19 protein-coding genes and 1 pseudogene are annotated in these 21,551 nt (G+C 69.3%); 11 read left to right on the forward strand and 9 right to left on the reverse strand.

The window, feature by feature from the left end; genetic code table 11:
- Positions 1-177 precede the first annotated feature (177 nt).
- From K228_RS0110710 to K228_RS0110725, 4 genes are all read left to right on the forward strand, one after another.
- Positions 178-2,121, forward strand: a complete 1,944-nt coding sequence (locus K228_RS0110710; RefSeq protein ID WP_025618450.1) for a cellulase family glycosylhydrolase — start codon at positions 178-180, stop codon at positions 2,119-2,121.
- 309 nt (positions 2,122-2,430) lie between these two features.
- On the forward strand, positions 2,431-2,862 hold the full coding sequence (locus K228_RS0110715; RefSeq protein ID WP_025618451.1) for a type II toxin-antitoxin system Rv0910 family toxin: 432 nt from the start codon (positions 2,431-2,433) through the stop codon (positions 2,860-2,862).
- A gap of 145 nt (positions 2,863-3,007) precedes the next feature.
- Positions 3,008-4,027, forward strand: a complete 1,020-nt coding sequence (locus K228_RS0110720) for an acyl-CoA dehydrogenase family protein (RefSeq protein ID WP_025618474.1) — start codon at positions 3,008-3,010, stop codon at positions 4,025-4,027.
- Positions 4,008-5,150 carry an acyl-CoA dehydrogenase family protein gene (locus K228_RS0110725; protein ID WP_025618452.1) on the forward strand — a complete coding sequence of 381 codons (1,143 nt, stop codon included), beginning with the start codon at positions 4,008-4,010 and terminating at the stop codon, positions 5,148-5,150. Before K228_RS0110720 ends, K228_RS0110725 begins: the two co-directional genes overlap by 20 nt.
- Before the next feature lie 3 nt (positions 5,151-5,153).
- Here the strand turns inward: K228_RS0110725 and K228_RS0110730 are convergent, their stop codons facing one another.
- Positions 5,154-5,984 carry a MaoC/PaaZ C-terminal domain-containing protein gene (locus K228_RS0110730; protein ID WP_025618453.1) on the reverse strand — a complete coding sequence of 277 codons (831 nt, stop codon included), beginning with the start codon at positions 5,982-5,984 and terminating at the stop codon, positions 5,154-5,156.
- Entirely contained in the window at positions 5,984-7,663 is a 1,680-nt protein-coding gene (kstD, locus tag K228_RS0110735; protein ID WP_025618454.1) for a 3-oxosteroid 1-dehydrogenase, read from the reverse strand. The genes K228_RS0110730 and kstD overlap by 1 nt, the downstream gene beginning before the upstream one ends.
- 108 nt (positions 7,664-7,771) lie before the next feature.
- Here kstD and K228_RS0110740 point away from each other — a divergent pair, with 108 nt between their 5' ends.
- Positions 7,772-9,364 carry an FAD-binding protein gene (locus K228_RS0110740; protein WP_025618455.1) on the forward strand — a complete coding sequence of 531 codons (1,593 nt, stop codon included), beginning with the start codon at positions 7,772-7,774 and terminating at the stop codon, positions 9,362-9,364.
- Between the two features lie 47 nt (positions 9,365-9,411).
- Here the strand turns inward: K228_RS0110740 and K228_RS0110745 are convergent, their stop codons facing one another.
- From K228_RS0110745 to K228_RS0110755, 3 genes are read right to left on the reverse strand one after another with little or no spacing between them, the layout of a single operon-like run.
- Positions 9,412-10,398: a ferredoxin--NADP reductase gene (locus K228_RS0110745; protein WP_025618456.1), complete on the reverse strand. Its 987-nt coding sequence runs from the start codon at positions 10,396-10,398 to the stop codon at positions 9,412-9,414.
- Positions 10,398-10,661, reverse strand: a complete 264-nt coding sequence (locus tag K228_RS0110750; protein WP_025618457.1) for a hypothetical protein — start codon at positions 10,659-10,661, stop codon at positions 10,398-10,400. The genes K228_RS0110745 and K228_RS0110750 overlap by 1 nt, the downstream gene beginning before the upstream one ends.
- Entirely contained in the window at positions 10,658-11,791 is a 1,134-nt protein-coding gene (locus K228_RS0110755) for a 3-ketosteroid-9-alpha-monooxygenase, oxygenase component (RefSeq protein ID WP_025618458.1), read from the reverse strand. Before K228_RS0110755 ends, K228_RS0110750 begins: the two co-directional genes overlap by 4 nt.
- A 123-nt stretch (positions 11,792-11,914) precedes the next feature.
- On the opposite strand from K228_RS0110755, the gene hsaA reads away from it, so the two are divergent.
- From hsaA to hsaB, 4 genes are read left to right on the forward strand one after another with little or no spacing between them, the layout of a single operon-like run.
- A complete protein-coding gene (gene hsaA / locus K228_RS0110760) occupies positions 11,915-13,087 on the forward strand; it encodes a 3-hydroxy-9,10-secoandrosta-1,3,5(10)-triene-9,17-dione monooxygenase oxygenase subunit (RefSeq protein WP_025618459.1) in 1,173 nt (390 codons plus the stop codon).
- Positions 13,088-13,094: 7 nt separating this feature from the next.
- The gene (hsaD, locus tag K228_RS0110765; RefSeq protein ID WP_025618460.1) at positions 13,095-13,946 is read left to right on the forward strand and encodes a 4,5:9,10-diseco-3-hydroxy-5,9,17-trioxoandrosta-1(10),2-diene-4-oate hydrolase; all 852 of its coding nucleotides are present in this window, start codon (positions 13,095-13,097) and stop codon (positions 13,944-13,946) included.
- A complete protein-coding gene (gene hsaC / locus K228_RS0110770; protein ID WP_025618461.1) occupies positions 13,943-14,842 on the forward strand; it encodes an iron-dependent extradiol dioxygenase HsaC in 900 nt (299 codons plus the stop codon). Before hsaD ends, hsaC begins: the two co-directional genes overlap by 4 nt.
- Positions 14,839-15,396, forward strand: coding sequence for a 3-hydroxy-9,10-secoandrosta-1,3,5(10)-triene-9,17-dione monooxygenase reductase subunit (hsaB, locus tag K228_RS0110775; protein ID WP_025618462.1), 558 nt, complete (start codon positions 14,839-14,841; stop codon positions 15,394-15,396). The genes hsaC and hsaB overlap by 4 nt, the downstream gene beginning before the upstream one ends.
- Here the strand turns inward: hsaB and K228_RS0110780 are convergent.
- Positions 15,393-16,919 (reverse strand): FadD3 family acyl-CoA ligase, encoded by a 1,527-nt coding sequence (locus K228_RS0110780; protein WP_025618463.1) that lies wholly within the window; start codon positions 16,917-16,919, stop codon positions 15,393-15,395. The two genes, hsaB and K228_RS0110780, sit on opposite strands and share 4 nt — an antisense overlap.
- A gap of 172 nt (positions 16,920-17,091) precedes the next feature.
- On the opposite strand from K228_RS0110780, the gene pgfA reads away from it, so the two are divergent.
- The gene (pgfA, locus tag K228_RS0110785; RefSeq protein WP_025618464.1) at positions 17,092-18,135 is read left to right on the forward strand and encodes a cell envelope lipid trafficking protein PgfA; all 1,044 of its coding nucleotides are present in this window, start codon (positions 17,092-17,094) and stop codon (positions 18,133-18,135) included.
- 90 nt (positions 18,136-18,225) lie between these two features.
- Positions 18,226-18,426, forward strand: a pseudogene (locus tag K228_RS30135) (nucleotidyltransferase domain-containing protein); the annotation flags it as partial.
- Positions 18,427-18,995: 569 nt separating this feature from the next.
- On the opposite strand, the gene K228_RS0110800 reads toward K228_RS30135, so the two are convergent.
- From K228_RS0110800 to K228_RS0110810, 3 genes are all read right to left on the reverse strand, one after another.
- Positions 18,996-19,226, reverse strand: a complete 231-nt coding sequence (locus K228_RS0110800) for a hypothetical protein (protein WP_020216751.1) — start codon at positions 19,224-19,226, stop codon at positions 18,996-18,998.
- Between the two features lie 313 nt (positions 19,227-19,539).
- The gene (locus K228_RS0110805; RefSeq protein ID WP_245603446.1) at positions 19,540-20,079 is read right to left on the reverse strand and encodes a GNAT family N-acetyltransferase; all 540 of its coding nucleotides are present in this window, start codon (positions 20,077-20,079) and stop codon (positions 19,540-19,542) included.
- The gene (locus K228_RS0110810; RefSeq protein ID WP_020216753.1) at positions 20,076-21,485 is read right to left on the reverse strand and encodes an NsdA family TPR-like regulatory protein; all 1,410 of its coding nucleotides are present in this window, start codon (positions 21,483-21,485) and stop codon (positions 20,076-20,078) included. The genes K228_RS0110805 and K228_RS0110810 overlap by 4 nt, the downstream gene beginning before the upstream one ends.
- Positions 21,486-21,551 lie beyond the last annotated feature (66 nt).

The raw sequence follows: 21,551 nt of genomic DNA on the forward strand, positions 1-21,551 counted from the left end.
GGTCGAACGATCGACCGGACGCCCACCTTGGTCTGTTAAGCAGCGATTACGGAAAGTTTTCTCTTCCGTTACGTCGCCAGTCAGCTTAATCTATCTCTGGAAGCGCTCCCACTCGCCGCCCACCACCGCCACTAGGAGCTTCCCGTGTCTGTGAAACCAAGATTGTCGGCGGCCGCGGTGGCGGCCTGCGTGGCTCTCGGGCTCACGGCTGCCGCCCCGGCCGCGTTCGCCACCACCGCACCCGAGCCGGAGGTGCAGGTCGTCTCGACCACGCCGACGGCCGACTGGCTGCACACCGACGGCAACAAGATCGTGGATGAGGCGGGCAACCAGGTGTGGTTGACCGGCGCGAACTGGTTCGGCTACAACGCCACCGAACGGGTCTTCCACGGACTCTGGGCCGGCAACATCGAGACCATCACCCGGCAGATGGCCGAGCGGGGAATCAACATCGTTCGGGTGCCGATCTCCACGGAGCTGCTGCTGGAGTGGAAGGCCGGCCAGACCGTGCTGCCGAACGTGAACCTGTCGGTAAACCCGGAGTTGGCCGGCCTGGACAACCTGCAGATCTTCGACTACTGGCTGGCCCTCTGCGAGGAGTACGGCCTGAAGGTCATGCTCGATGTGCACAGCGCCGAGGCGGACAACTCCGGCCACTTCTATCCGATGTGGTACAAGGGGGCAATCACCCCGGAGCTGTTCTACCAGGGCTGGGAGTGGGTCGCCGCTCGGTACCAGAACAACGACACGATCGTCGCGATGGATATCCAGAACGAGCCGCACGGCACTCCGGACAACCCGCCCCGGGCCAAGTGGGACAGCACCAGCGACATCGACAACTTCAAACACGCCTGCGAGACGGCGGGCAATCGGATCCTCGCGATCAACCCGAACGTGCTGATTCTCTGTGAGGGCATCGAGGTCTACCCGCGCCCGGGAGAGAGTTGGGAATCACCCAACACCGACCCGGATCAGAGCCCCAACTACTACTACAACTGGTGGGGCGGCAACCTGCGGGGGGTGCAGGACCACCCGGTCAACCTGGGCGCCCACCAGGACCAGTTGGTCTACTCGCCGCACGACTACGGGCCGCTGGTGCACGAGCAGCCGTGGTTCCAGAAGGAGTTTGACAAGACCACGCTGACCAACGACGTGTGGCGGCCAAACTGGCTCTACCTCCACGAGGAAGACACCGCGCCGCTGCTGATCGGCGAGTGGGGTGGCCGGTTCGGGCAGGACGAACGGCAGGACAGGTGGCTGCAGGCCCTGCGGGACCTGATGACCGAGATGGTGATTCACCATACCTTCTGGTGCCTCAACCCGAACTCCGGCGACACCGGTGGCCTGCTGCAACACGACTGGCAGACCTGGGATGAGGTCAAGTACGAACAGGTGCTCAAGCCGGCGCTCTGGCAGCACGACGGCAAGTTCGTCAGCCTTGACCACCAGGTACGTCTCGGCGGCGAGGCCTCGACCACCGGCATCAGCCTCACCGAGCGCTACGCCGGCGGCGGAGACGACACCGACGCGCCGACCGCCCCGGGCCGTCCCGTGGCCAGTGACCTGACCTCCTCCGCGGTCACCCTGACCTGGGACGCATCCACGGACAACGTCGGAGTCGTCGGCTACGAGGTACGGAGCGCGACCGACGGCGGTCCGCCGAGCACCGTCGCCACCGTCGCCGGCACCACCTATCAGGTGACCAACCTTGCGGCCGAGACTGAATACACCTTCACGGTACGGGCCCGGGACGCGGCGGGAAACCTCTCCGACGCCTCCCCGGCCCGTGTCGTCACCACCCCCTCCGGCGGTGGTGGGGGCAGCGGCTGTGCCGCCACGTACCTGCTGACGAATACGTGGTCGGGGGGCTTCCAGGGTGAGGTCACCGTGGCAAACACCGGCACCACCGCCATCGCCGGCTGGCGGGTTACCTGGACTGACCCGGGTGGGACCGCGATCACCTCGTTGTGGAATGGCAGGTGGACGGTAGCCGCTGGCGTGAACGTGGTGCTCAACGAGTCGTACAACGGTCAGCTGGTGGCCGGGGGCAGTACCACGTTCGGCTTCACCGGCACCGGTACGGGCACCGCGTCGGCCGGGCTGACCTGCACCGTGACCTGAGTCGGTTACGTCGCCAGACGGGCGTAGCCACGCGGTCAACCCACGGGATCGACACTTCGTCGACCAGGCCCGCGTTGCGGTACGCCAGGATGGTCTCGCTGCCGCCGGCGACACGGGGATCCGTTCGCCGGCGGCCCGCAGGTAGTTGCTGGCAGGCATTCGAGGTGGTCGTTGCTCGTGCGGTGGCGACCCTCGCATTCCGGTGTTGCCGGATCTCGGTGATCTCTTGTTCGCCGTCATGATCAAACCTGGTGGAATCAATGCCCCTATTATAACCTGTTCTAGATTCATCTCGAAGAGGAGGTCACGATGGCTACAGTGACGGTCGAGGCCGACGCGAAGGCGGATCCGACGCAGGTCTGGAAGCTCGTGGTGGCCCTGCCGAGGGTTGGCGAGTGGAACACGATGCACGAGGGATTCGCCGGCGAGGTGCCGGAAACCCTCGGCGAGGGGACTACATATCAGCAGCGGGTGAAGCTGATGGGTATGCCGGCCGAGATGGCCTGGCGGGTGACGAAGGCGGAGGCGCCAGGGCGCCTCGAGCAGACAGGCGACGGTCCGATGGGCGTCAAGGCAAAGATGGTGATCGCGGTCGAGTCGAGCGGCGGGGGCTCGCACATCACCTACGGGATGGAGTTCGCCGGCCCGGCACTGAAAGGTGCGATGGACGGCATGCTGCAGAAGCAGGCCACCACGGCGTGTCAGCAGGCGTTGGTGAAGCTCGTCGCGCTGCTGGACTGAGGTCACCTCCGGGCCGGTCACTCTGTCCTTCCACGAATCCCTGCGGTACTGGATCGCGGTGTGGCTGGCCTTGGTGCCTGCGCCCGCCCTGGTGATCGGTAAAGGGTAGGTGTCGGCCGTAATTGAAACGTGTTCTAATAGCAAAATGGGACCGAACTTTGAGCTCGACGATGCCCAGCAGTCGATCGTTCGTCTCGCCGACGAGGTAATGAGCGACAGCGAGGGCACGCCGGAGCGCCTGTGGAAGGCCCTCGGCCAGTCTGGCCTGCTCGGCCTCGCCGTGCCGGAGCGGTTGGGCGGCGCTGGGCTGGGCGCGATGGCGACTGGCGTGCTGCTCACCGCGATCGGGCGGCACGCCGCCCGGGTTCCCGCCTGGTCCACGCTGTCGCTGGGTGTCCTCCCGGTGGCTCGAGCGGGCAGCCCTGAGCAGCAACGCGAGCTGCTGTCGGGGGTGCTCGAGGGCCGGGTTCTGACGGCTGCCCTGGGGGCTCCGCTGCCGGTCACCGACGGCTGGCGGATCACCGGAGCCTGCGGTCCGGTTCCGGACGCTGACGCGGCCTACCGGGTTCTGGTCCCGGTGCGAGTGCGCGGGGGCGGGCCGACGGTCGCCCTGATCGATCCGGCCGCGCCCGGTGTGACGCTGCTGCGCAACCCGACCTCGGCTGGGACCGACGAGTTCATGCTGCGGCTCGAGGGCGCCGCGGCGGAGCCACTGGGCGACGCCGAGGTCGAGCTGCGCCGGTTCGCGGTCGCCGGCGCCTGTGCGCTGGGCGACGGCGCGCTGACCGGTGCCCTACAGCTGACCGCCGACCACGTGCGGGACCGGCGTCAGTTCGGCCGCCCGCTGGCCACGTTCCAGGCAGTCGCCCAGCAGATCGCCGACGTGTACGTCGCCGCTCGCGCGATGCGTCTGGCCGCTCTCGCCGCCAGCTGGAGTGCCGAGGTGGGCCAGGACGCCGACGTGTGGACCGGAGCGTACTGGCTGAGCAGCACTGCCCTGCCGGCGCTGCGCACCTGCCACCACCTGCACGGGGGGTTGGGGCTGGTCGCCGACTACCCGCTACACCGACATACCGCCCTGGTCCGGGACCTGGTCCGGCACCTTGGCGGCACCGAGTACTGCCTGCATCAGCTGGGAGCCCATGGTGTTCATCGATTTGACTGAGGAGCAGCACGCGCTGCGGGCGCGGCTGCGCACGTACCTCGCCGAGGTGTTGTCACCAGCGGAGCGCGCCACCCTGCTGCGCGAGCGGCACGGCGTGGTCTACCGCGAACTGATCCGTCGACTTGGCCGGGACGGCTGGTTGGGCCTGGGTTTCCCGACCAGGTTCGGCGGCGGTGGGCTTGGCCCTGTGGAGCAGCAGATCTTCGTCAACGAAGCAGCCCGCGCGGATGTTCCGCTGCCCGCGGTTACCCTGCAGACCGTGGCGCCGACACTGCTCGCCCACGGCTCGCCCGAACAGCAGGAGTTCTTCCTACCCCGCATTCTGGCCGGGGAGCTGCACTTCGCGATCGGCTACACCGAGCCCGAGGCCGGTACCGACCTCGCCGCGCTGCGCACCCGGGCGGTGCGCGACGGGGACGCGTACGTGGTGAACGGTCAGAAGACCTTCACCACCGGGGCGCACGAGGCCGACTATCTCTGGCTCGCCTGTCGCACCGACCCCGGCGCGTCCCGGCACCGTGGCCTTTCCATCCTCATCGTGGACACGAAGCATCCCGGCTATTCGTGGACGCCGATAGTCACCTGCGACGGGGCACACCACGTCAACGCGGTCTACCTGACCGATGTGCGAGTGCCGGTAGCCCGGCGGGTGGGTGCCGAGAACGACGGCTGGCGACTACTGACCACACAGCTCAATCACGAGCGGGTGATGCTGGGCCCGGCGGGGCGGCTCGGTGCCCTCGGCGCCCGGGTACACGACTGGGCGTACTCAAGGAGCCTGCTCGAGGCCCCGGATGTGCGACGCGTCCTCGCTCGCGTCGCCGCCTGCCAGCGCATCAACGAGCTGCTCAACTGGTCCGCGACCGGGGACGAGCCCAACGTGGCGGACGCCTCGGTCATCAAGGTCTTCTCGTCGGAGTGGCTGTTGCGGCTCAGCCAGGAGCTCGAAGAGGCGGTGTGGCGGCGCGGTGATCCCTCCGACCCGGCGACCGCCGAGCTGCTGACCTGGCTTGACGTCCAGGCCAAGCGGAATCTGGTGCTGACCTTCGGCGGCGGGGTCAACGAGATCCAGCGGGAACTGATCGCGTCTGCGGGGCTCGGCCTGCCCCGGGTGCCACGGTAGTCCTCAGCGGAGGGTGATGCTCACGTCGGAGAGGGCCGGGGCATTGTCCCGGTCGGGAACCGAGGCGCGCAGCAGCAGTCGACCGTCTTCCCGCCACATCTCGGTGCGCAGGGTCTCGCCAGGAAAGACGACTCCAGCGAAGCGGACCTGGTAGCCGGCCACCCGGTCCGGGTCGCCACCGAGCAGGGTGTCGATCGCCGCCTTCGCCACGATTCCGTACGTGCAGAGCCCGTGCAGGATCGGCCGGGGGAACCCGGCGTGGGCGGCGAAGGCCGGGTCGACGTGCAGCGGGTTGCGGTCGCCACAGAGCCGGTACCAGAGGGCCTGCCGTGCATCGGTGGGGGAGAGCGCCACCGCGTCGGGTGCCCGGTCGGGCACCGGCACCCGAGTGGCCGGCCCGCGTTCCCCACCAAATCCGCCTGCACCCTTGACGAAGATACTGATCCGACTGGTGAACAGCTCGGTGCTGGTCTCGGTGACGATGACCGCCGCGCTGCCCTTGTCATACACGGCGGCGATTCGTGAGCGGGCCGCACAGCGGCCCTTCGCCGGGATCGGCTGGTGCAGTTCAAGCTCCTGTCGACCGTGGACAACCCGGGCCAGGTCGACGTCGATGCCGGGCATCGTCACCGTGGGCGGCTCAGTGTCCCGCAGGGTGGTGGCCACCGTGGCGAAGGTGGGCAGGACCCCACGTAGCGCGCCTTCGTAGACGTAGGACAGCTCGTCGGGGCCAGCTCCGACGGCCAGGTGGTACAGCAGCACGTCGGTGCTGTCCCAGCTCAGGTCCCGGCCGGGAAGTTCGGCGCCGACGGCGACGGCGGGGTCGATGGGCATCAGTCCTCCTGGAGGGGGGTGGGGGTGGGGGTGGTGGCCGTCGTGGCCAGGTCGAGTGCCGCCAGGTAGCCGAAGGCGAGGGCCGGGCCGAGGGTCGCACCGGCGCCGGCGTAGCTGCGCCCCATCACCGAGGCGCTCACATTGCCCGCCGCGTACAGCGCGGGTACGACCGCGCCATCCGGGCGCAGCACCCGGGCTCGTTCGTCGGTCCGCAGGCCGCCTTTGGTACCCAGGTCGCCGGGGACCATGCGGAACGCGTAGAACGGGGGCCGGGCCACGGCGCCGAGGCACGGGTTGGGCCGATGCCGCGGGTCGCCGTAGTAGCGGTCGTAGGCCGAGTCCCCGCGGTGGAAGTCGTCGTCCCGACCGCGCTGCGCGAACTCGTTGAACCGGCGGACGGTGCGTCCCAACGCGGTGGCGGGCACACCGATCTGCCCGGCCAGTTCGTCCAGCGTGTCGGCGCGGTGCGCTGCCCCCGAGCTGAACCAGCGCCGTGGTAGCGGGGAGCGTGGGGCCCGCCCGCCGAACAGGTAGCGGTCCCGGTAGGTCTGGTCGGCCACCAACCACGCCGGTTGGCCCACCCCGGCGCTGAGCATGGCGTGCACCGCGTCCACGTAGGGGGCCGCTTCGTTGACGAATCGCCGGCCGCTGGCATCAACCATGAGACAGCCGGGTTGGTTGCGTTCGGCGAGGCAGAAGTAGGGCCCGCCGGGGAGCGGAATCGACGGCCCCCACCACGCCTCGTCCATCAGGTCGAGGGCGGCGCCGAGCCGCCTGCCCGCCTCGATGCCGTCACCGGTGTTGCCGGCCGCGCCGGCGGTCCACTCCGTGCCGATCCCTGCCTGGTGCTCCCGGCGCATCGACTGGTTGTGCTCAAACCCGCCGCTGGCCAGCAACACACCTCGCCGGGCGTGGAACAGCACCGGGGCGCCGACCTGCTGGGCGGTAACCCCGGTGACCCGTCCCCGTTCGGTGAGCAGGTCGGTCATTGGTGTGTTGAGTCGGACCGGGACGCCGGCGCTGCGCAGGCCGGCGCGGAGCCCGGCGGCGAGCGCCTGGCCCATGGTGAGCATCGGCCGGCGCCGGATCCGGGCGCTCAGGCCGCGGGTGGCGAGCCGGGCCACGGTGCGGATCGCCCGCGGGTGTCGCAGGCCCAGCGACAGCCACCGGTAGTCGACTTGGGTGACCGCCACCCCCTCCGGCGCTGCCCGGTACGGCGCGGCCAGCGTCGCCAGGTCAGCTTGGACCAGCCGGGCGTCGAGCAGGAGCGGCTCGATGCTGCGCCCGCCCGGAAGCCCACCGGGAGCCTCGGGGTAGTAATCCGGATAGCCGGGCACCCAGGCGAAGTCGAGTGGAGTGTGGTCGCGGATGAAGGCGACAACCTCCGGTGCGGCGGCGAGGAACGCGTTCTGCCGGGCCGCGGTGGCGTCGGGTCCGGCGACGTACGCCAGGTAGGTGCGCGCGTCTTCTGTGTGGTCGGCGACCCCGGCCCGGGCCAGCACCTCGTTGCCGGGAAGCCAGAGCCCACCGCCGGAGCGAGCGGTGGAACCGCCGTATGTCCCGGCTTTTTCCAGCACGACCGCGCTCAGCCCTCGGTGCGCCGCGGTGAGGGCCGCGACCATGCCGGCACCGCCGCTGCCGACGACGACAACATCGAACTCCTGCTCCGATATCGACACGAGAACAGGTTATAGTTTTATCCGGCTCGCCACCACCGGTCGTCGATGGTGTCCGTCTCGTGGTCGGCGACGCCGACCACGTTGTCTGCGGAACTCTACGGAGGCGCGGTGACCGAGGAGTGGGACCAGACGGTTGACGTCGTGGTGGTCGGGTTCGGTGCGGCCGGGGCCTGTGCCGCGGTCGAGGCTGCCGACGCGGGAGCGCGTGTCCTGGTGCTCGACCGGTTCTCCGGCGGCGGCACCACCGCGATGTCCGGTGGGGTGGTCTATGCCGGCGGCGGCACCCGGCAGCAGCGTGCGGCCGGGGTCACCGACACCCCCCAGGCGATGCTGGACTACCTGATCGAGGAGGTCGGCGACACCGTCTCTTCCGCGACCCTGCGCCGGTTCTGCGAGCAGAGCGCGGCCTCGATCGACTGGTTGACCGGCCTCGGCGTGCCATTCGAGGCGAGCCTCTGTCCATACAAGACCTCATACCCCACCAATCGCCACTACCTGTACTACTCCGGAAGTGAGCTGTCCTTCGCCCACCGGGCATCACCAGCGCCACGCGGCCACCGGGTGCACGCCCGCGGCACCTCCGGCGGGCTGCTCGCGGCCCGGCTCGCCGCTGCCACCCGTGACCGTGGCGTCGAGCTGCTCCCGCAGACCCGTGCCGAGCGGCTCGTCACCGGTCCCGACGGCCGGATCACCGGAGTCGAGTGCCGGAGCCTGCGCGGTGCCGCCCGGTGGGTCCGGCTCGCCCACCGTCTCCTGCACCGTTGCTCGGTCCGGCCCGGTGTCTACCTACCGGCCCTGGGGCGCGCGCTGCACCGGCCAGTCGCCTGGCTGGAGCGGCGGTACGGCCGTCGGCTGCGGGTCCGGGCGGCCGGCGGTGTCGTGCTCTGCGCCGGCGGCTTCGTCTTCGACCGCGAAATGCTGCGCACCCACGCCCCGGAGTACCGCGGTGGGCTGCGGCTGGGCACACCCGGTGACGACGGCTCCGGGATCCGGCTCGGCGTGGCCGCCGGCGCAGGCACCGCCCACCTCGACCGGATGAGCATCTGGCGATTCCTCGCCCCACCCGCGGCGATGCTCGGCGGCCTGCTCGTCGACCGGGACGGCCGACGGATCTGCGACGAGTCCCGCTACGGCGCAGCCGTCGGCGAGGCGATTCTGCGCGCGCCGGACGCGCAGGCCTGGCTGCTGCTCGACGCGGCGTTGCGCTCCGAGTGCCGCCGGCAGCTGCGAGCCCAGACCCTCTGGTTCCAGCGCTGGCAGGCACGGTGGCTGCTGACGTTCGGCCGGGTCACCGGGGCGACGCCAGCGGCGGTCGCACGCCGTGCCGGAGTGAATCCCGAGCAGCTGGCCGACACCCTCGCGGCCTATCAGGCGGCTGGCCCCGACCCGGCCGGCAAGCCGGCCGACCAGGTTCGTCCCCTGGCCGTTGCGCCGTACTCGCTGATCGATGTCTCGGTACGGGCCCGGCTCCTCGCACCCGCACCCATGCTCACCCTCGGTGGCCTCCGGGTGGACGAGGAGACCGGGCAGGCCCTGGGCGCCGACGGCGCAGGTGTACCCGGTCTGTACGCCGCTGGCCGTACCGCGGTCGGCATCTGCTCCCGTAGCTACGTCAGTGGGCTGTCGTTGGCCGACTGTGTCTTCTCGGGCCGTCGGGCGGGCCGGAGCGCCGCGACCCGAGGCCAGGGGAGCGGCGGCTGACGACGGCGCCATGCCAACCGTCGTGTGGGACTGTGGGAGGTCGTCGGTCAATAGTAGGTGACCGACACCTCGTCGCTACGGGCGACGGCCTGGCAGGCGAGGATGTAGCCCTCGGCGAAGTCTTCCTCCTCCAGGATCTCGTTGTGCGCGAGGTCGACCTGACCGTCCAACAGCCGGCAGGCGCAGGCGCCGCAGTGGCCCTGGCGGCAGGAGAACGGTGCGTTCAGCCCGGCTGCGATCAGCACGTCCAGCAGGCGGGCGCCGGCCGGCCACGACAGTCGGTGGGTCTGGCCATCGAGTTCAACCTCCAGGGTGGCGTCGCGGTCGTCAGCCGAGCGCCGTTCGACCTCGAAGCGTTCGACCTGGATGCGGTCCGCCGGCACCCCGGCGCGCTGTAGCGTGTCGTGGGCTACCACGACGAAGGGCGCCGGACCGCAGACATACGTCTCCCGTTCGGTATAGGGGCTGATCAGGGTCGCCAGCGTGGCTGGGTCTGGGGTGCCGCGCTCGCTGTCCAGCCAGTGGGTCACGCTCAGCCGGTCGCGGTGTTGCTCGCTGAGCGCGGCCAACTCGGCGGCGAAGATGATCGAGTACTGGTCGCGGTTCGCGTACAGCAGGGCAAGCCGGCCACGACCGGCCGCGAGTACGGACTTGATGATGGACATCACCGGGGTGATGCCGCTGCCTCCGGCGAGCAGTAGTAGGTCGCTGTCGAGCGAGTCGGGGGTGAACGAGCCGGCCGGCGGCATGAGCTCCAGGCTGGCTCCGGCGTGGATGTCGTCGCAGATCCAGTTCGATGCCGGCCCGCCGGGTACGCGTTTGACGGTGATCTTCAGGTCGGCCTCGGTGTACGGAGAACTGGACAGCGAGTAGCAGCGGGCCATGATTCCCTGGCCGTGCGGCACCCGGACAGTGAGGTACTGGCCGGGGTGGTAGGTGAACTCGGTGGTCAGCTCCGGTGGCACGCTCAGGACCAGCGAGTGCGCATCGGGCGTCTCCTCGATCACGTCGGTGACGCGCAACCGGTGGTACATCACGTCACCCCCAGGCTGCCGGTACGCACCGCATGCTGAATGCTCCTGCGCAGGTCGGGGCAGGTGGGCGCCGGTGTCTGCAGCTGTTCGTCGCTGGTCAGCGCGGGGCATTGGCGGGTGGCCCGGCTGCTCCACTGCACGCTGGTCTGCTGTGGGCTGGACTTGCGTACCCGGACCTGGGCGGCACAGCGGGCACAGGACAGCTCCACATAGCCGCCGATCAGATACTCCTGCCGCTCGGTCAGCGGGTGGATGCGGTTCATGACGCGGAATCGGCTTGTCGATCGAGGTTGGTGGCCACCTCGGCGGTCCAGGTTTCGACAGCTCTGCTGGTGTCGACCTCGAACTCGTAGCGGGCCACCATGTCCTCGGTGACCTCTTCAACGTCCACGTAGAACTGCTCGTACCAGCGGCGGAGCTGGTAGACCGGGCCGTCTTCGGCGCAGAGGAGCGGATTGTCGATCCGGCTCTTGTGCTTCCAGATCTCCACGTCCTGCTGAAAGCCGATCCCGATGCCGGCCGCGAACTTCGCTGCCGCCTTGTCGGCCTGGGCGGCGGTGAGGCCGGGTAGGCGCTTGACGATGATGCCCCACTGCAGCATGAACGAGTTGGCCGAGATGGGGTAGTGGCAGTTGATCAGTGCGGACTCCACCTCGATGCCGTTGTAGTCGGTGAAGAGATAGTCGATCATGTATGCGGGTCCGTAGTAGGCAGCTTCCGAACGGAGCGTCGCATCCCCGGACTGCCGTGCGGTGACCGGCACGTCCGGTCGGGGTCGGGTCTCCAGGAATTGTGCGGCTACCTGACCCTCGAACACGTTCTTGAAGAACGTCGGAAACGCGAAGTGGATGTAGAAGAAGTGTGCCATGTCCACGACGTTGTCGATGACCTCACGGCAGTTGGCACCGTCAATCCGAATGGAGTCCCAGGTCCAGGTGGTCCACTCGGGGGAGAAGGCGCCTTCGATGCGGGGGATCACGGCCTCCGGTGGTGGCGGGGCGCCCTGCGGGTCGTGCCAGATGAACAGTTGGCGGTTCTCCTCGCAGGTGGTCCAGGAGCGGGTACGGGCGCGGGGCGGGACCCGATGTGCGTACGGCACCGCGGTGCAGCGACCGTCCCCACGCCAACGCCAGTCGTGGAACGGGCAGGCGATCTCGTCGCCCTTGATGGTGCCCATCGTCAGATCGCCGCCCATGTGGCGGCAGTATCCGTCGAGCACGTGCAGGGTGCCCGTCGAGTCGGCGAAGACCACGAGCTTGGTGTCGAACGCCTCGACGGCGTGCGGTTTGCCGTCGCGGAACGAGTCGGCCAGTCCCAGGCAGTGCCAGCCGCGGGCAAACCTGGTGGGCAGAACCCCGCTGTCGATTGTGCGTACCGCCTCGACGTTGGTCATGTCGCTCCTCAGCTGTGATGGAACGTGTTGCGGATCCTGCTGCTCGCGTAGTAGCCGCGAAGTAGAACGTGTTCTATTATAGGGATCGTCACGTTCGACAGCCAAGCCACCGGAGGGGATCTCATGGAGGGCGCCGAACTGGTCGCACGGGGGGTGCGGGAGCTGTTACCCGTCCTGCGGGAGGGGGCCCAGGAGACAGAGGACCGCCGAACGCTCTCCGCCGAGCACCTCAAGTCACTGGCCTCCACCGGCTTCTTCCGGCTGCTGCAGCCGGCCTGGTGCGGCGGGCTCGAGGCCAACCCGACGGCCTTCTTCAGCTGCGTCCGCGACATCGCCAGCGCCTGCGGTTCGACCGGCTGGGTCGCATCGGTGATCGGGGTGCACAACTGGCAGCTGGCCCTCTTCCCCGAACGGGCACAGCGGGACGTCTGGGGCGCCGACCCCAGCACCCTGATGTCCTCCTCCTACGCCCCCACCGGCAAGATCCAAGAAGTCGATGGGGGGTATCGGGTGAGTGGGCGGTGGAGCTTCTCGTCCGGATGCGACCATGCCACCTGGGTCCTGCTCGGCGGCATCGTGCCCAGCCAGGACGACAGCCCCGCCGACTTCCGCACCTTCCTGCTACCCGCGGCCGACTACACGATCGAGGATGTCTGGCACACAATCGGTCTGCGGGGCACCGGTAGTAACGACATCGTCGTCTCCGACGTGTTCGTCCCGGCGTATCGATCGCTCAGCTTCGGCGACACGGCTCGGTGCGTCTGCCCCGGCCAGGAGTGCAACTCCGGGCCGCTCTACCGCATCCCATACGGCTCGATCTTCCCGTACACGATCACCGCCCCGATCATCGGAATGGCGACCGGGATGTACGACGCGCACGTGACCCACATGCGCGAGCGGGTCCGCGCCGCCTACGCCGGCGTCCGGGCCGTCGAGGACCCCTACTCGCAGGTACGGGTCGCGCGGGCGGCCGCCGACGTGGACGCGGCCTGGCTCACCCTCACCGCCGACATGAGCGAGCTGATGCAGCTGGCCACGGCGGGGGAGAAGCTGCCGATGCGGCTGCGCCTGCGGGCACGTCGGAACCAGGTTCGGGGCACCGAACTGGCGATCCAGGCCGCGGACCGGCTCTTCGAGAACTCCGGTGGCCGGGCGATCTACACGAGCCACCCGATCCAGCGCCTCTGGCGCGACGCGCACGCCGGCCGGGTGCACGCCGTCAACGACCCCGAACGCGCCCTGTCCATGTACGGCAGCGGCGAGTTCGGGCTGTCCATCGCGGACGCGATGGTGTGAGGACGCCATGACGACCAGCACAATCATCGAAGCCACCGCCGCCGGGCTGCACTACCACCGGGCCGGACCAGCGGGCGTACACCCGGTCGTGCTGCTGCACGGCGGCGGGCCGGGCGCCTCGGCGTGGAGTAACTTTGGGCGCACGGTCCCGGTTTTCGCCAAGCGATTCGACACCCTCGCCGTTGACCAGCCGGGATATGGCGGGTCCGAGAGTTGCCCGAGTGGTCGGCAGTACTTCACCCACTCGGCCGACCGGCTCGCGGCCCTGCTCGACGAGGTGGGCCTGGACCGGGTCGACTTCATCGGCAACTCGCTCGGTGGTGGCACCGCGGTCCGGTTCGCCCTGCGCTACCCGGAGCGGGCCGGCCGGCTGCTGCTGATGGGCCCCGGTGGGCTCAGCCTCAACGTCTTCGCCTCCGACCCGACCGAGGGGGTCAAGCGGCTGACCGCGTTCGGCGCCCCACCCGGCCCCAGCCGGGAGAAGCTGGCGGAGTTCCTGCGCACGCTCGTCTACGACCAATCCTTCGTCACCGACGAGCTGATCGATGAACGGATGCGCGCCGCGACCGACCGGGACGCCCTACGCGGCATGCGTGCGCTGGGCGCCTCGTTCGCCGACCCGGACCTCTACGAGGAGGGCCTGCTCTGGCGCGAGGCCCACCGGCTGCGCAACGAGGTCCTTCTGGTCTGGGGCCGGGAGGACCGGGTCAACCCGCTCGACGGGGCGTTGGTCGCGCTCAAGCTGATCCGCCGCTGCCGGTTGCACGTCTTCGGTGGCTGCGGACACTGGGCACACCTGGAGAAGTTCGACGAGTTCAACCGCCTCGCCTTCGACTTCCTGGAAGGGAACCGCTCGTGACTCTCATTCGATCCCTCGGCTACCTCCGGGTCGAAGCCACCGACGTTCCCGCATGGCGGGAGTTCGGCGTCAAGGTGCTCGGCATGACCGAGGGCCGTGGCTCCGACCCGGAGGCCGCCTACCTACGCATGGATGACCTGCCCGCTCGGATCGTGGTGGTACCCGGCGAGCGGGACCGGTTGGCCGCCAGCGGTTGGGAGCTGGCTGACCCCGCCGCACTCGACCGGCTGACCGGTGTCCTCGAGGGGGCGGGTGCCGTGATCAAGACGGCCGAGGCCGACGAGTTGGCCAACCGGCGGGTGGCGCAGATGATCAGCGTCGACGATCCCTCCGGCAACCGCCTGGAGTTCTACTGCGGCGCCGAGCTCGACAACCGCCCGGCGCGCAGCCCGTACGGCACCCGCTTCGTCACCGGTGCGCAGGGCATGGGGCACGTGGTGCTGCCGACCTTCGACGACGCCGCCGGGCTACGCTTCTGGTCCGAGGTGCTCGGCTTCCGGCTGCGCGACTCGATGCGGCTGCATCCCGAGGCCATCGGCCTGCCGCCCAGCGACAAACCACTCTGGATGCGCTTCCTCGGCTGCAACCCGCGGCACCACAGCGTTGCCCTGGCCCCGTTGCCAGCGCCCAGTGGCCTGGTCCACCTGATGATTGAGACCGAGACGATCGATGACGTTGGCCGCGCCCTGGACCGTGGCCTCCGAAGTAGCACCCCGATGGTCGCGACCCTGGGGCGGCACGCCAACGACGGCATGATCTCGTTCTACCTGCGCACACCGAGCGGTTTCGACATCGAGTACGGCACCGACGGTGACACCGTGGACGACCGCACCTGGATCGCTCGGCAGACGACCGCGCACAGCGTGTGGGGTCACCAGTTCCAGCGAGTCGGGTGACCACCGCAGCGGTGGTGGACACCCAGCAGTTCCGGCGGGTGTTCGGCCACTTCTGTACCGGCGTGACCGTCATCACGACGCTCGACGACGAAGGCCCGGCGGGGTTCGCCTGCCAGGCCTTCGCCCCGCTGTCGCTGGACCCACCACTCCTGTTGTTCTGCCCCCAGGCGGGCTCCGCCACCTGGCGTCGGATCCACAATGTCGGACTGTTCGGCGTCAACGTGTTGGCGGAGGCGCATGGGCCGCTGTCCCGCGTCTTCGGCACGACGGGCGTGGACAAGTTCGCCGACGTCGCCTGGACACCCTCCCCGACCGGCATGCCGATCCTTACCGGGGCGTTGACCTGGGCCGACTGCCGGGTCGAGGCGGTGCATCCAGGTGGCGACCACTCGATCGTGGTGGGCCGGGTGACCGCGCTCGGCGAGTGCCGCGACGACGGTCCGCTGCTGTTCTACAAGGGCCGCTACTGCGCCGTCGCACCGATGCCATCTGGTGAGCCGCCCGAGGTGGTCGACACGCTGCTGGCGTGGCCCCGGCACACCGACTGGATCTAGCGCGCCTCGGCGCTCTCCGCGCGGAGCAGATACTTGAGGACCTTGCCCGAGGCGTTGTGTGGCAGCTCGGACCGGACCTCCACCGACCGCGGCACCTTGTAGTTGGCGAGTCGGCTCCGGCAGAACTCGATCACCTCCGCCGCGGTGAGCGAGTGACCCGGGCGGCAGATCAGGTAGACCTTGCCGACCTCGCCGAGTCGCGGGTCGGGCACGCCGATCACCGCGGACTCGGCCACGCCCGGGAGCTGCGCCAGCGCGCGTTCGACCTCAGCCGGGTACACGTTGAAGCCGCCGCAGACGTACATGTCCTTGAGCCGGTCGGTGATGGTCAGGTAGCCGCACTCGTCGAGGTGCCCGATGTCGCCGGTGTGCAGCCACCCCTCGGTGTCGATCGCCGCGGCGGTGGCGGCCGGGTCGTCGAGGTAGCCGAGCATCGTGTTCGGCCCCCGCAGCAGCACCTCGCCGCCCGGGTCAGCGATGCGGACCTCAAATCCGGCCGCGGCGCGCCCACAGGTCCGCGCCACGGTCTGCGCGTTGTCGCCCGGCCGGCACATTGTGGCGACCACCGCCTCGGTCAGCCCGTACGCGGTGAGTACGTCCGCGCCGAGCTCCGTGCGGATCTGATCGACGAGGGCCGGCGGCACGGTGGCCGCTCCGGTCACGGCCAGGCGCAGACTCGACAGGTCGAATCGCCGAGCGTCGGGATGACCGAGCAGGCTGGTGTAGAGGGTGGGCGGCCCGGGTAGGACGGTGATCCGCTGGTCGGCGATCAGGGCCATCGTCTGGGGCACATCGAAGACCGCCTGCGGCACGATGGCGCTGCCGCTGACCACACAGGCGAGGATGCCGGCCTTCAGGCCGAAGCTGTGAAAGAACGGGTTGATCACGAGGTAGCGGTCGTCGGGGGCCAGCCGGGCGATGTCGGCCCAGGCGGCAGCCACGGCCATCGACTGCCGGTGCGCGCTCATCACGCCCTTGCTGCGCCCGGTGGTGCCCGAGGTGAACAGGATGTCGCTCAGGTCGTCGGGGTTGACCGCGGCGGCGCGGGCGTCGGCCTCCAGCTCGGGAATCGACCCGCCCCGGGAGACGAACTCGTCCCAACCGGAGGGAACCTGCACGACCAGGCGGGGGAGCTGTTTGCCTTCCGCCGCGGCGGCGGCTCGCAGCGTGGCGAGTCGGTCGGTGCCGAGGAACGGGTCCACCACGACGAGGCCGCTGGCACCGCTTCGATGGATCACGTCGAGCGCCTCGATCCCGGTGAACCGGGTGTTGACCGGCACCAGGGTGAGGCCCGCGTAGCTCGCGCCGAGCGCGGCCAGCGCCCACTGCGTCGAGTTGGGTGCCCAGAGTGCGAGCCGGTCGCCTGGGCGCAGCCCGGCGGCGATCAGTGCCTGTGCCACGCGCCGTACCTCGGCGAGGAGCTCCGCGTAGCTCAGCTGAGCGACGTCGGGCTCCACCAGGGCCGGCGCCGAGCTGAACTCACGCGCCGCCCGGTGCAGGGCCGCTGGGATCGACGGCATCATCGGGACCTCCCGGCACGATATGGGCCAAGCAAGTGCTTGGTCAGCGTACGTCGGGGTGGGTATCGGCGCCAGTGGATGACGATACGGCGAAAGGTGTGTTGCCGAGGGGTTTCCTTGCTGGGGGAAGTGGCAGTAGATTAGAACAAGTTCCACCTAATGGAAGGGTGTGCTGATGCGACAGAAAATCGGCGCGGTTCTCTTCGGTCTGGGGCTACTCTGCGTTGTTGTGGCCGTGGGGCTGGTATGGCTGATCGTGCCGGCACTAAAGCAGGTGCCCTACGACGTGACGCCGCCGGATATCGTGGTGGTCGCACCGTCAGCCACCTTCGTCAGTGCCCGGACCCTGCCCGACGGTGAACCTGCGGTGACTGTCGAAACCGGCACTCTGCGTTCGGAGACAGGTATCAAACCTGACAACGAGGCCGCTGCGGAGCTCACCGGAAGCCTCGCCGGCGAAACTCTGATTTGGAACGTGTATCAAGCTACCGACTGGGTGGATCGTGACCTGCCGGTCAACCGGGCCGAGAGTCGGATCGCCCTCGACCGGGTGTCCGGTGCCGCAGCCGAGTGGGACGGCCAGTGTTACCGCGACACGGAGGCCGTGGAGTTGGGCACCACCGGCTGCGAGGCGGGGAGCATCACGTACGCCGGGCAGCTCTACCTGTTCCCCTTCGATACGAAAAAGCAGACCTATCAGTACTTCGATGGCATCCTGCGGCAGTCGTTGCCGATGCTGTACCAGGGCGAGGAAGAGGTCGCCGGCCTGGAGACGTACCGGTTCGAGCAGACCGTCCCCCAACGGGAGCTCGACCTGGACGAGGAGACGCTGACCCAACTGCTCGGCTTCCTGGCGCCGGAGGCGACGACCGCGACGATGACCTACCGGGCGTCTCGCACGCTCTGGGTGGAGCCGATGACCGGTGGCATTCTGGGCTACCGCGAGCAGCAGCACCAGGAGCTGGTGCCAGACGTCGGGCCCCCGGTGGTCATCCTCGACGCCACCTTCCAGTACGACGACGCCACCGCCGACGCGGTACTCGAACAGTCCAGAGATGGGCGGGCGCAGTTGCTGTTGCTCGGTCGCAACCTGCCGATCGGCCTGCTGGTGGCAGGGGTACTCGCTGCCGCCGCCGGCTTCACGCTGGTGTTCGTGCGCCGCGCCACGACAACCCGGCCGGCGGATGCCGCCGGTGCGGAGCCCACCCAGAAATCTTGATAAGCGCTGTTCCGGCCGCTTACTCCCCATGGCGACAACATCACGGCGGTACAGCAGCTCGACCAGCCGCACCGGTCAAGCCTGGGTGCTCGGGAGGCCGAGCAGGGACCGTTACCCACGGGCGATGCGCCGCGACTCGCCGCCGACGTGCCGCGGCTTCGCGCCGAGCTGGAGGCGGCCCGAGATATGTCGGTGCTGCCCGACTCCGCAGACCCGGCAGCCGTGGACGCCCTGCACGACCTGGTGGTGCGCACCCGCCTTGCGACCTCGTGCGCTGCTGCGAAGCCTTAAGTCTCTTAATCCGCGGGTTCGGGGTTCGAGTCCCTGGCGGCGCACCAACGAGCAAGGCCCTGACCTGGTACTTCTGTGCCGGTCGGGGCCTTTTCGCGTACGGCGGTGGTGGTTGGTCGCTCGGTGGGTGCTCGGGAGCCGTTGGATCAGACGGGCCGTGGGTGGACCTGTGCCGCCGTGGTGGACGTGTCAGGGGTCCGCGGGGCACGGCTCGGCGGTAGTGGCCACCGGGGCGTCGGCGTGGGGCCGGTCGCAGGTGACGTACCCGTCGTGGGGGTGAACCCAGCCGTGAGCCGGGTGCGACACGATGGTGCGGGCGCACCATCGGCAGATGGCGGTTTCGGTCGGGCAGATGATCATGACGGGCCCCGCTTGGAGGTATGCGGTGAGCAGCGCGCGGATGGCATGGCGGTAGGTAGGGCAGGGCCAGAGTTCGCCGCAGCGGCAGCGGGTGTCGGAGTCTTCGAGGCGATGTTGGGTGTAGAGGGTGTGGGCAATGCGCCAGCGCTGGCCATCGCGGCAGCCGGGTGGCGGTTGCACGGGTGGGCTGGTCGGGTCCCAGGGAAGTGTCATGGGCAGTGGAACCAACCGAGGCCGGGGCGCCGGGTGGCGGCGCCGGTGAGGCCGGGTGTGCGTCGGGGGAGGCGTCCGTAGCGGAGGAAGACGCGTTCGGCTTCGATGCGGTTGTAGCAGGGGCGGTTGGTACCGCATGTCCTGCAGCGCAGGAGGTGCTCCTCAATGGTCTGCTGGGCACAGGCCAGGTGGGCCAGCGCCTCGGTGCTGAGGTAGGTGGTGCTCATGGCTCTCCCCGGGGTCAAATTGTGCGCGTCTGCACGCTCCGGTCGGTGTTCGTTGGAGCGGCACCGGGGCGGGTGGGGTTGTGCCCGACGGTCCTGGGAGCGTGATCGTGCGAACGCCGGCACCCGCCCTGGGCCTGCTTGTCGCGGAGCGGCACGGGCTTGCGTGCGTGACGTTCCGCGATTACCAGTCGACCAGGGGCGGTATGGAAGTGGAATGTGGTCGAGCCGTGAACAGCGGGAACACGTCTCTTGGCGCGTGAATTCGGTGAACTGCTGTAATCGAACCGGGGCAGTCCCGGTTGGGCGATGGTGGCTATCGAGTGGTGGTCCGCGTGGCCGGGGCGTCGGGTGGTTGCGGAGCTGGGGTGAGCGGTTTCACGAAGGCTCGGTTGATCGTGGGGTCCCGGCCGGGGACATACTGTGCCGTTGGCTGGTAGCCGCTGGCGGCGAACAAGGCGAGCGCGGCGGTGTTGCGGACGCCGGTTTCGAGGATGACCCGCCGGGCGCCCCAGCCGACTGCGTGGCTCTCCAGCCTGTGCAGCAGTGCCCGGCCGAGCCCGCGTCCCCGTGCCTCAGCTATCAGGTAGGTCTTCCTGACTTCGACGACGCCGATGCTTCGGTCGTACCAGCGGCAGCCGGCGCAGCCGACGGGACGGCCACCTTGGTACGCAATGACGAAGGTTCCGTTCGGTGGCGAGTACGTGTGCGGATCGAGATCGACCGGATCGGCGAAGCCGTACCGGGCAACCTGTTCGTCGCGGAAGGCGCGCAGGAGCCGAGCGGCGTGGGGATGGTCTACCCGGGCTTCGCGCAGGGCCATCCCTGCGGCGTCGGCCGGTAGAGCGCTTGTCACACCGTCGATAGTGCCGTATCGAACTCCGGCAGGAAATCGGCGACAGCGCTGGATCGTGCCCGGCGGGCCAGGATCGGTCGTAGTCGCCGCAGGTAGTTGCGCCCGCGCGGTGACTGCACCTGTGGTAGCAGCTCGAGGCCGGTCCGCATGACGGCCACAGCTTCGGGCAGGTTGCCGCGCAGCAGGTGGGCGCGGGCGAGGAAGGTCAGGTGGAGCAGACCGGAACGCGCGTAGGGTGGTCGCTCGACGGGTGTGATCATGCTGGCGACGGAGTCGGCGAGCAGATCGATGCCCTCGTCGAGCAGCCGGTCGCGGTTGGCTGTCGTCCGTTCGGCGAGTACCACCAGCCCTTGCCCGGATTCGGCCGCAAGTTGCATGGGGCTCAGGTAGTACAGGAACGACGTGCTGTCCGGGTTCCGGCCGCTTTCGAGCAGCATGGTGGCCCGGTCGGCGCAGCGGCGAAACCGGGCGAGATCGCCGTCGGCCGCCGCGGCGGTGGCGTCGCGGCCCAGCAGGCGGGCTCGCAGAACGGGATCGGTCCGGCGATCCTCGGCGGCGGCGGCCTCGGCCAGCCGGACGGCCTGGTGGCCGTGACCGGCGAACGCCGAGACGTAGCTGAGCATGCCGATCGCGTTGGCGGCCCGGTCGTGTGCTGCCAGAGCCCGGCACACGCCGATGCTGAGCAGTAGGTACCGCTCGGCTGAGCCGTAGCGGCTGGAATCGAAGTGCAACCAGCCCAGTAGTTGGGCGAGATCGGCGACGATGGCCAGCAGCCTGCGGCCGGTCCGCACGTCGTAGTTGGCGTACTCCACGAGGTCGACGACGTTGCGCAGCTCAGCGGTGACGTATCGCAGGCTGAGGGTGCCGCCGCCGTGCCGGTCGTCGAGCCGGCGCAATGCCCCCACGTGGGCGGCGATCAGACTGACCTGTTCCGGCAGTACGTGTTCGTGACCGGCGCGGTTGCGAGCCACGAGCACGGCACTGCGGAGTTGATCGAGGACAGTGGCGGTCAGGTCGGCTCCGCAGGCATCCGCGACAGGGCTGCTCGGAGTCGGTGCGCTGGTGGTGAGCAGGCTCAGTTCCCGCATGAGGTCGTCGATGTGCGTGAGGGCATCCAGGCCTGCTGCTGCGGACCGTGGTGCCGAGGCCGTACGCGAACGTCCGGGCCACAGCTGGTCGGCGGTGATCGCGTAGCCGACACGATCGGTGAGCACAGCCGCCGCGATGTCCGGGATGGGCGGCCGGGGCCGGAAGCCGCGCCGGACCCAGGAGTATCCGGCGGTCGGATCCAACCGGAGCCGGTCGCGGCCCTGGCTGGACAGCCGAGCATTGATGGCGGCAACGAGCTGGCGCGGTCCCCACTCCGCCAGCAGTAGAAGATCGGCCAGCGCCGACGTCTCGCCCATCGGAACCTCCACATCGATCCCCGGTCAGACGGTAGCGGAGAGGCGATCGGGTCGGCGGCCCTGCTG

Origin of the sequence: Salinispora cortesiana (assembly GCF_000484695.1) — a bacterium.
Classification (GTDB): domain Bacteria; phylum Actinomycetota; class Actinomycetes; order Mycobacteriales; family Micromonosporaceae; genus Micromonospora; species Micromonospora cortesiana.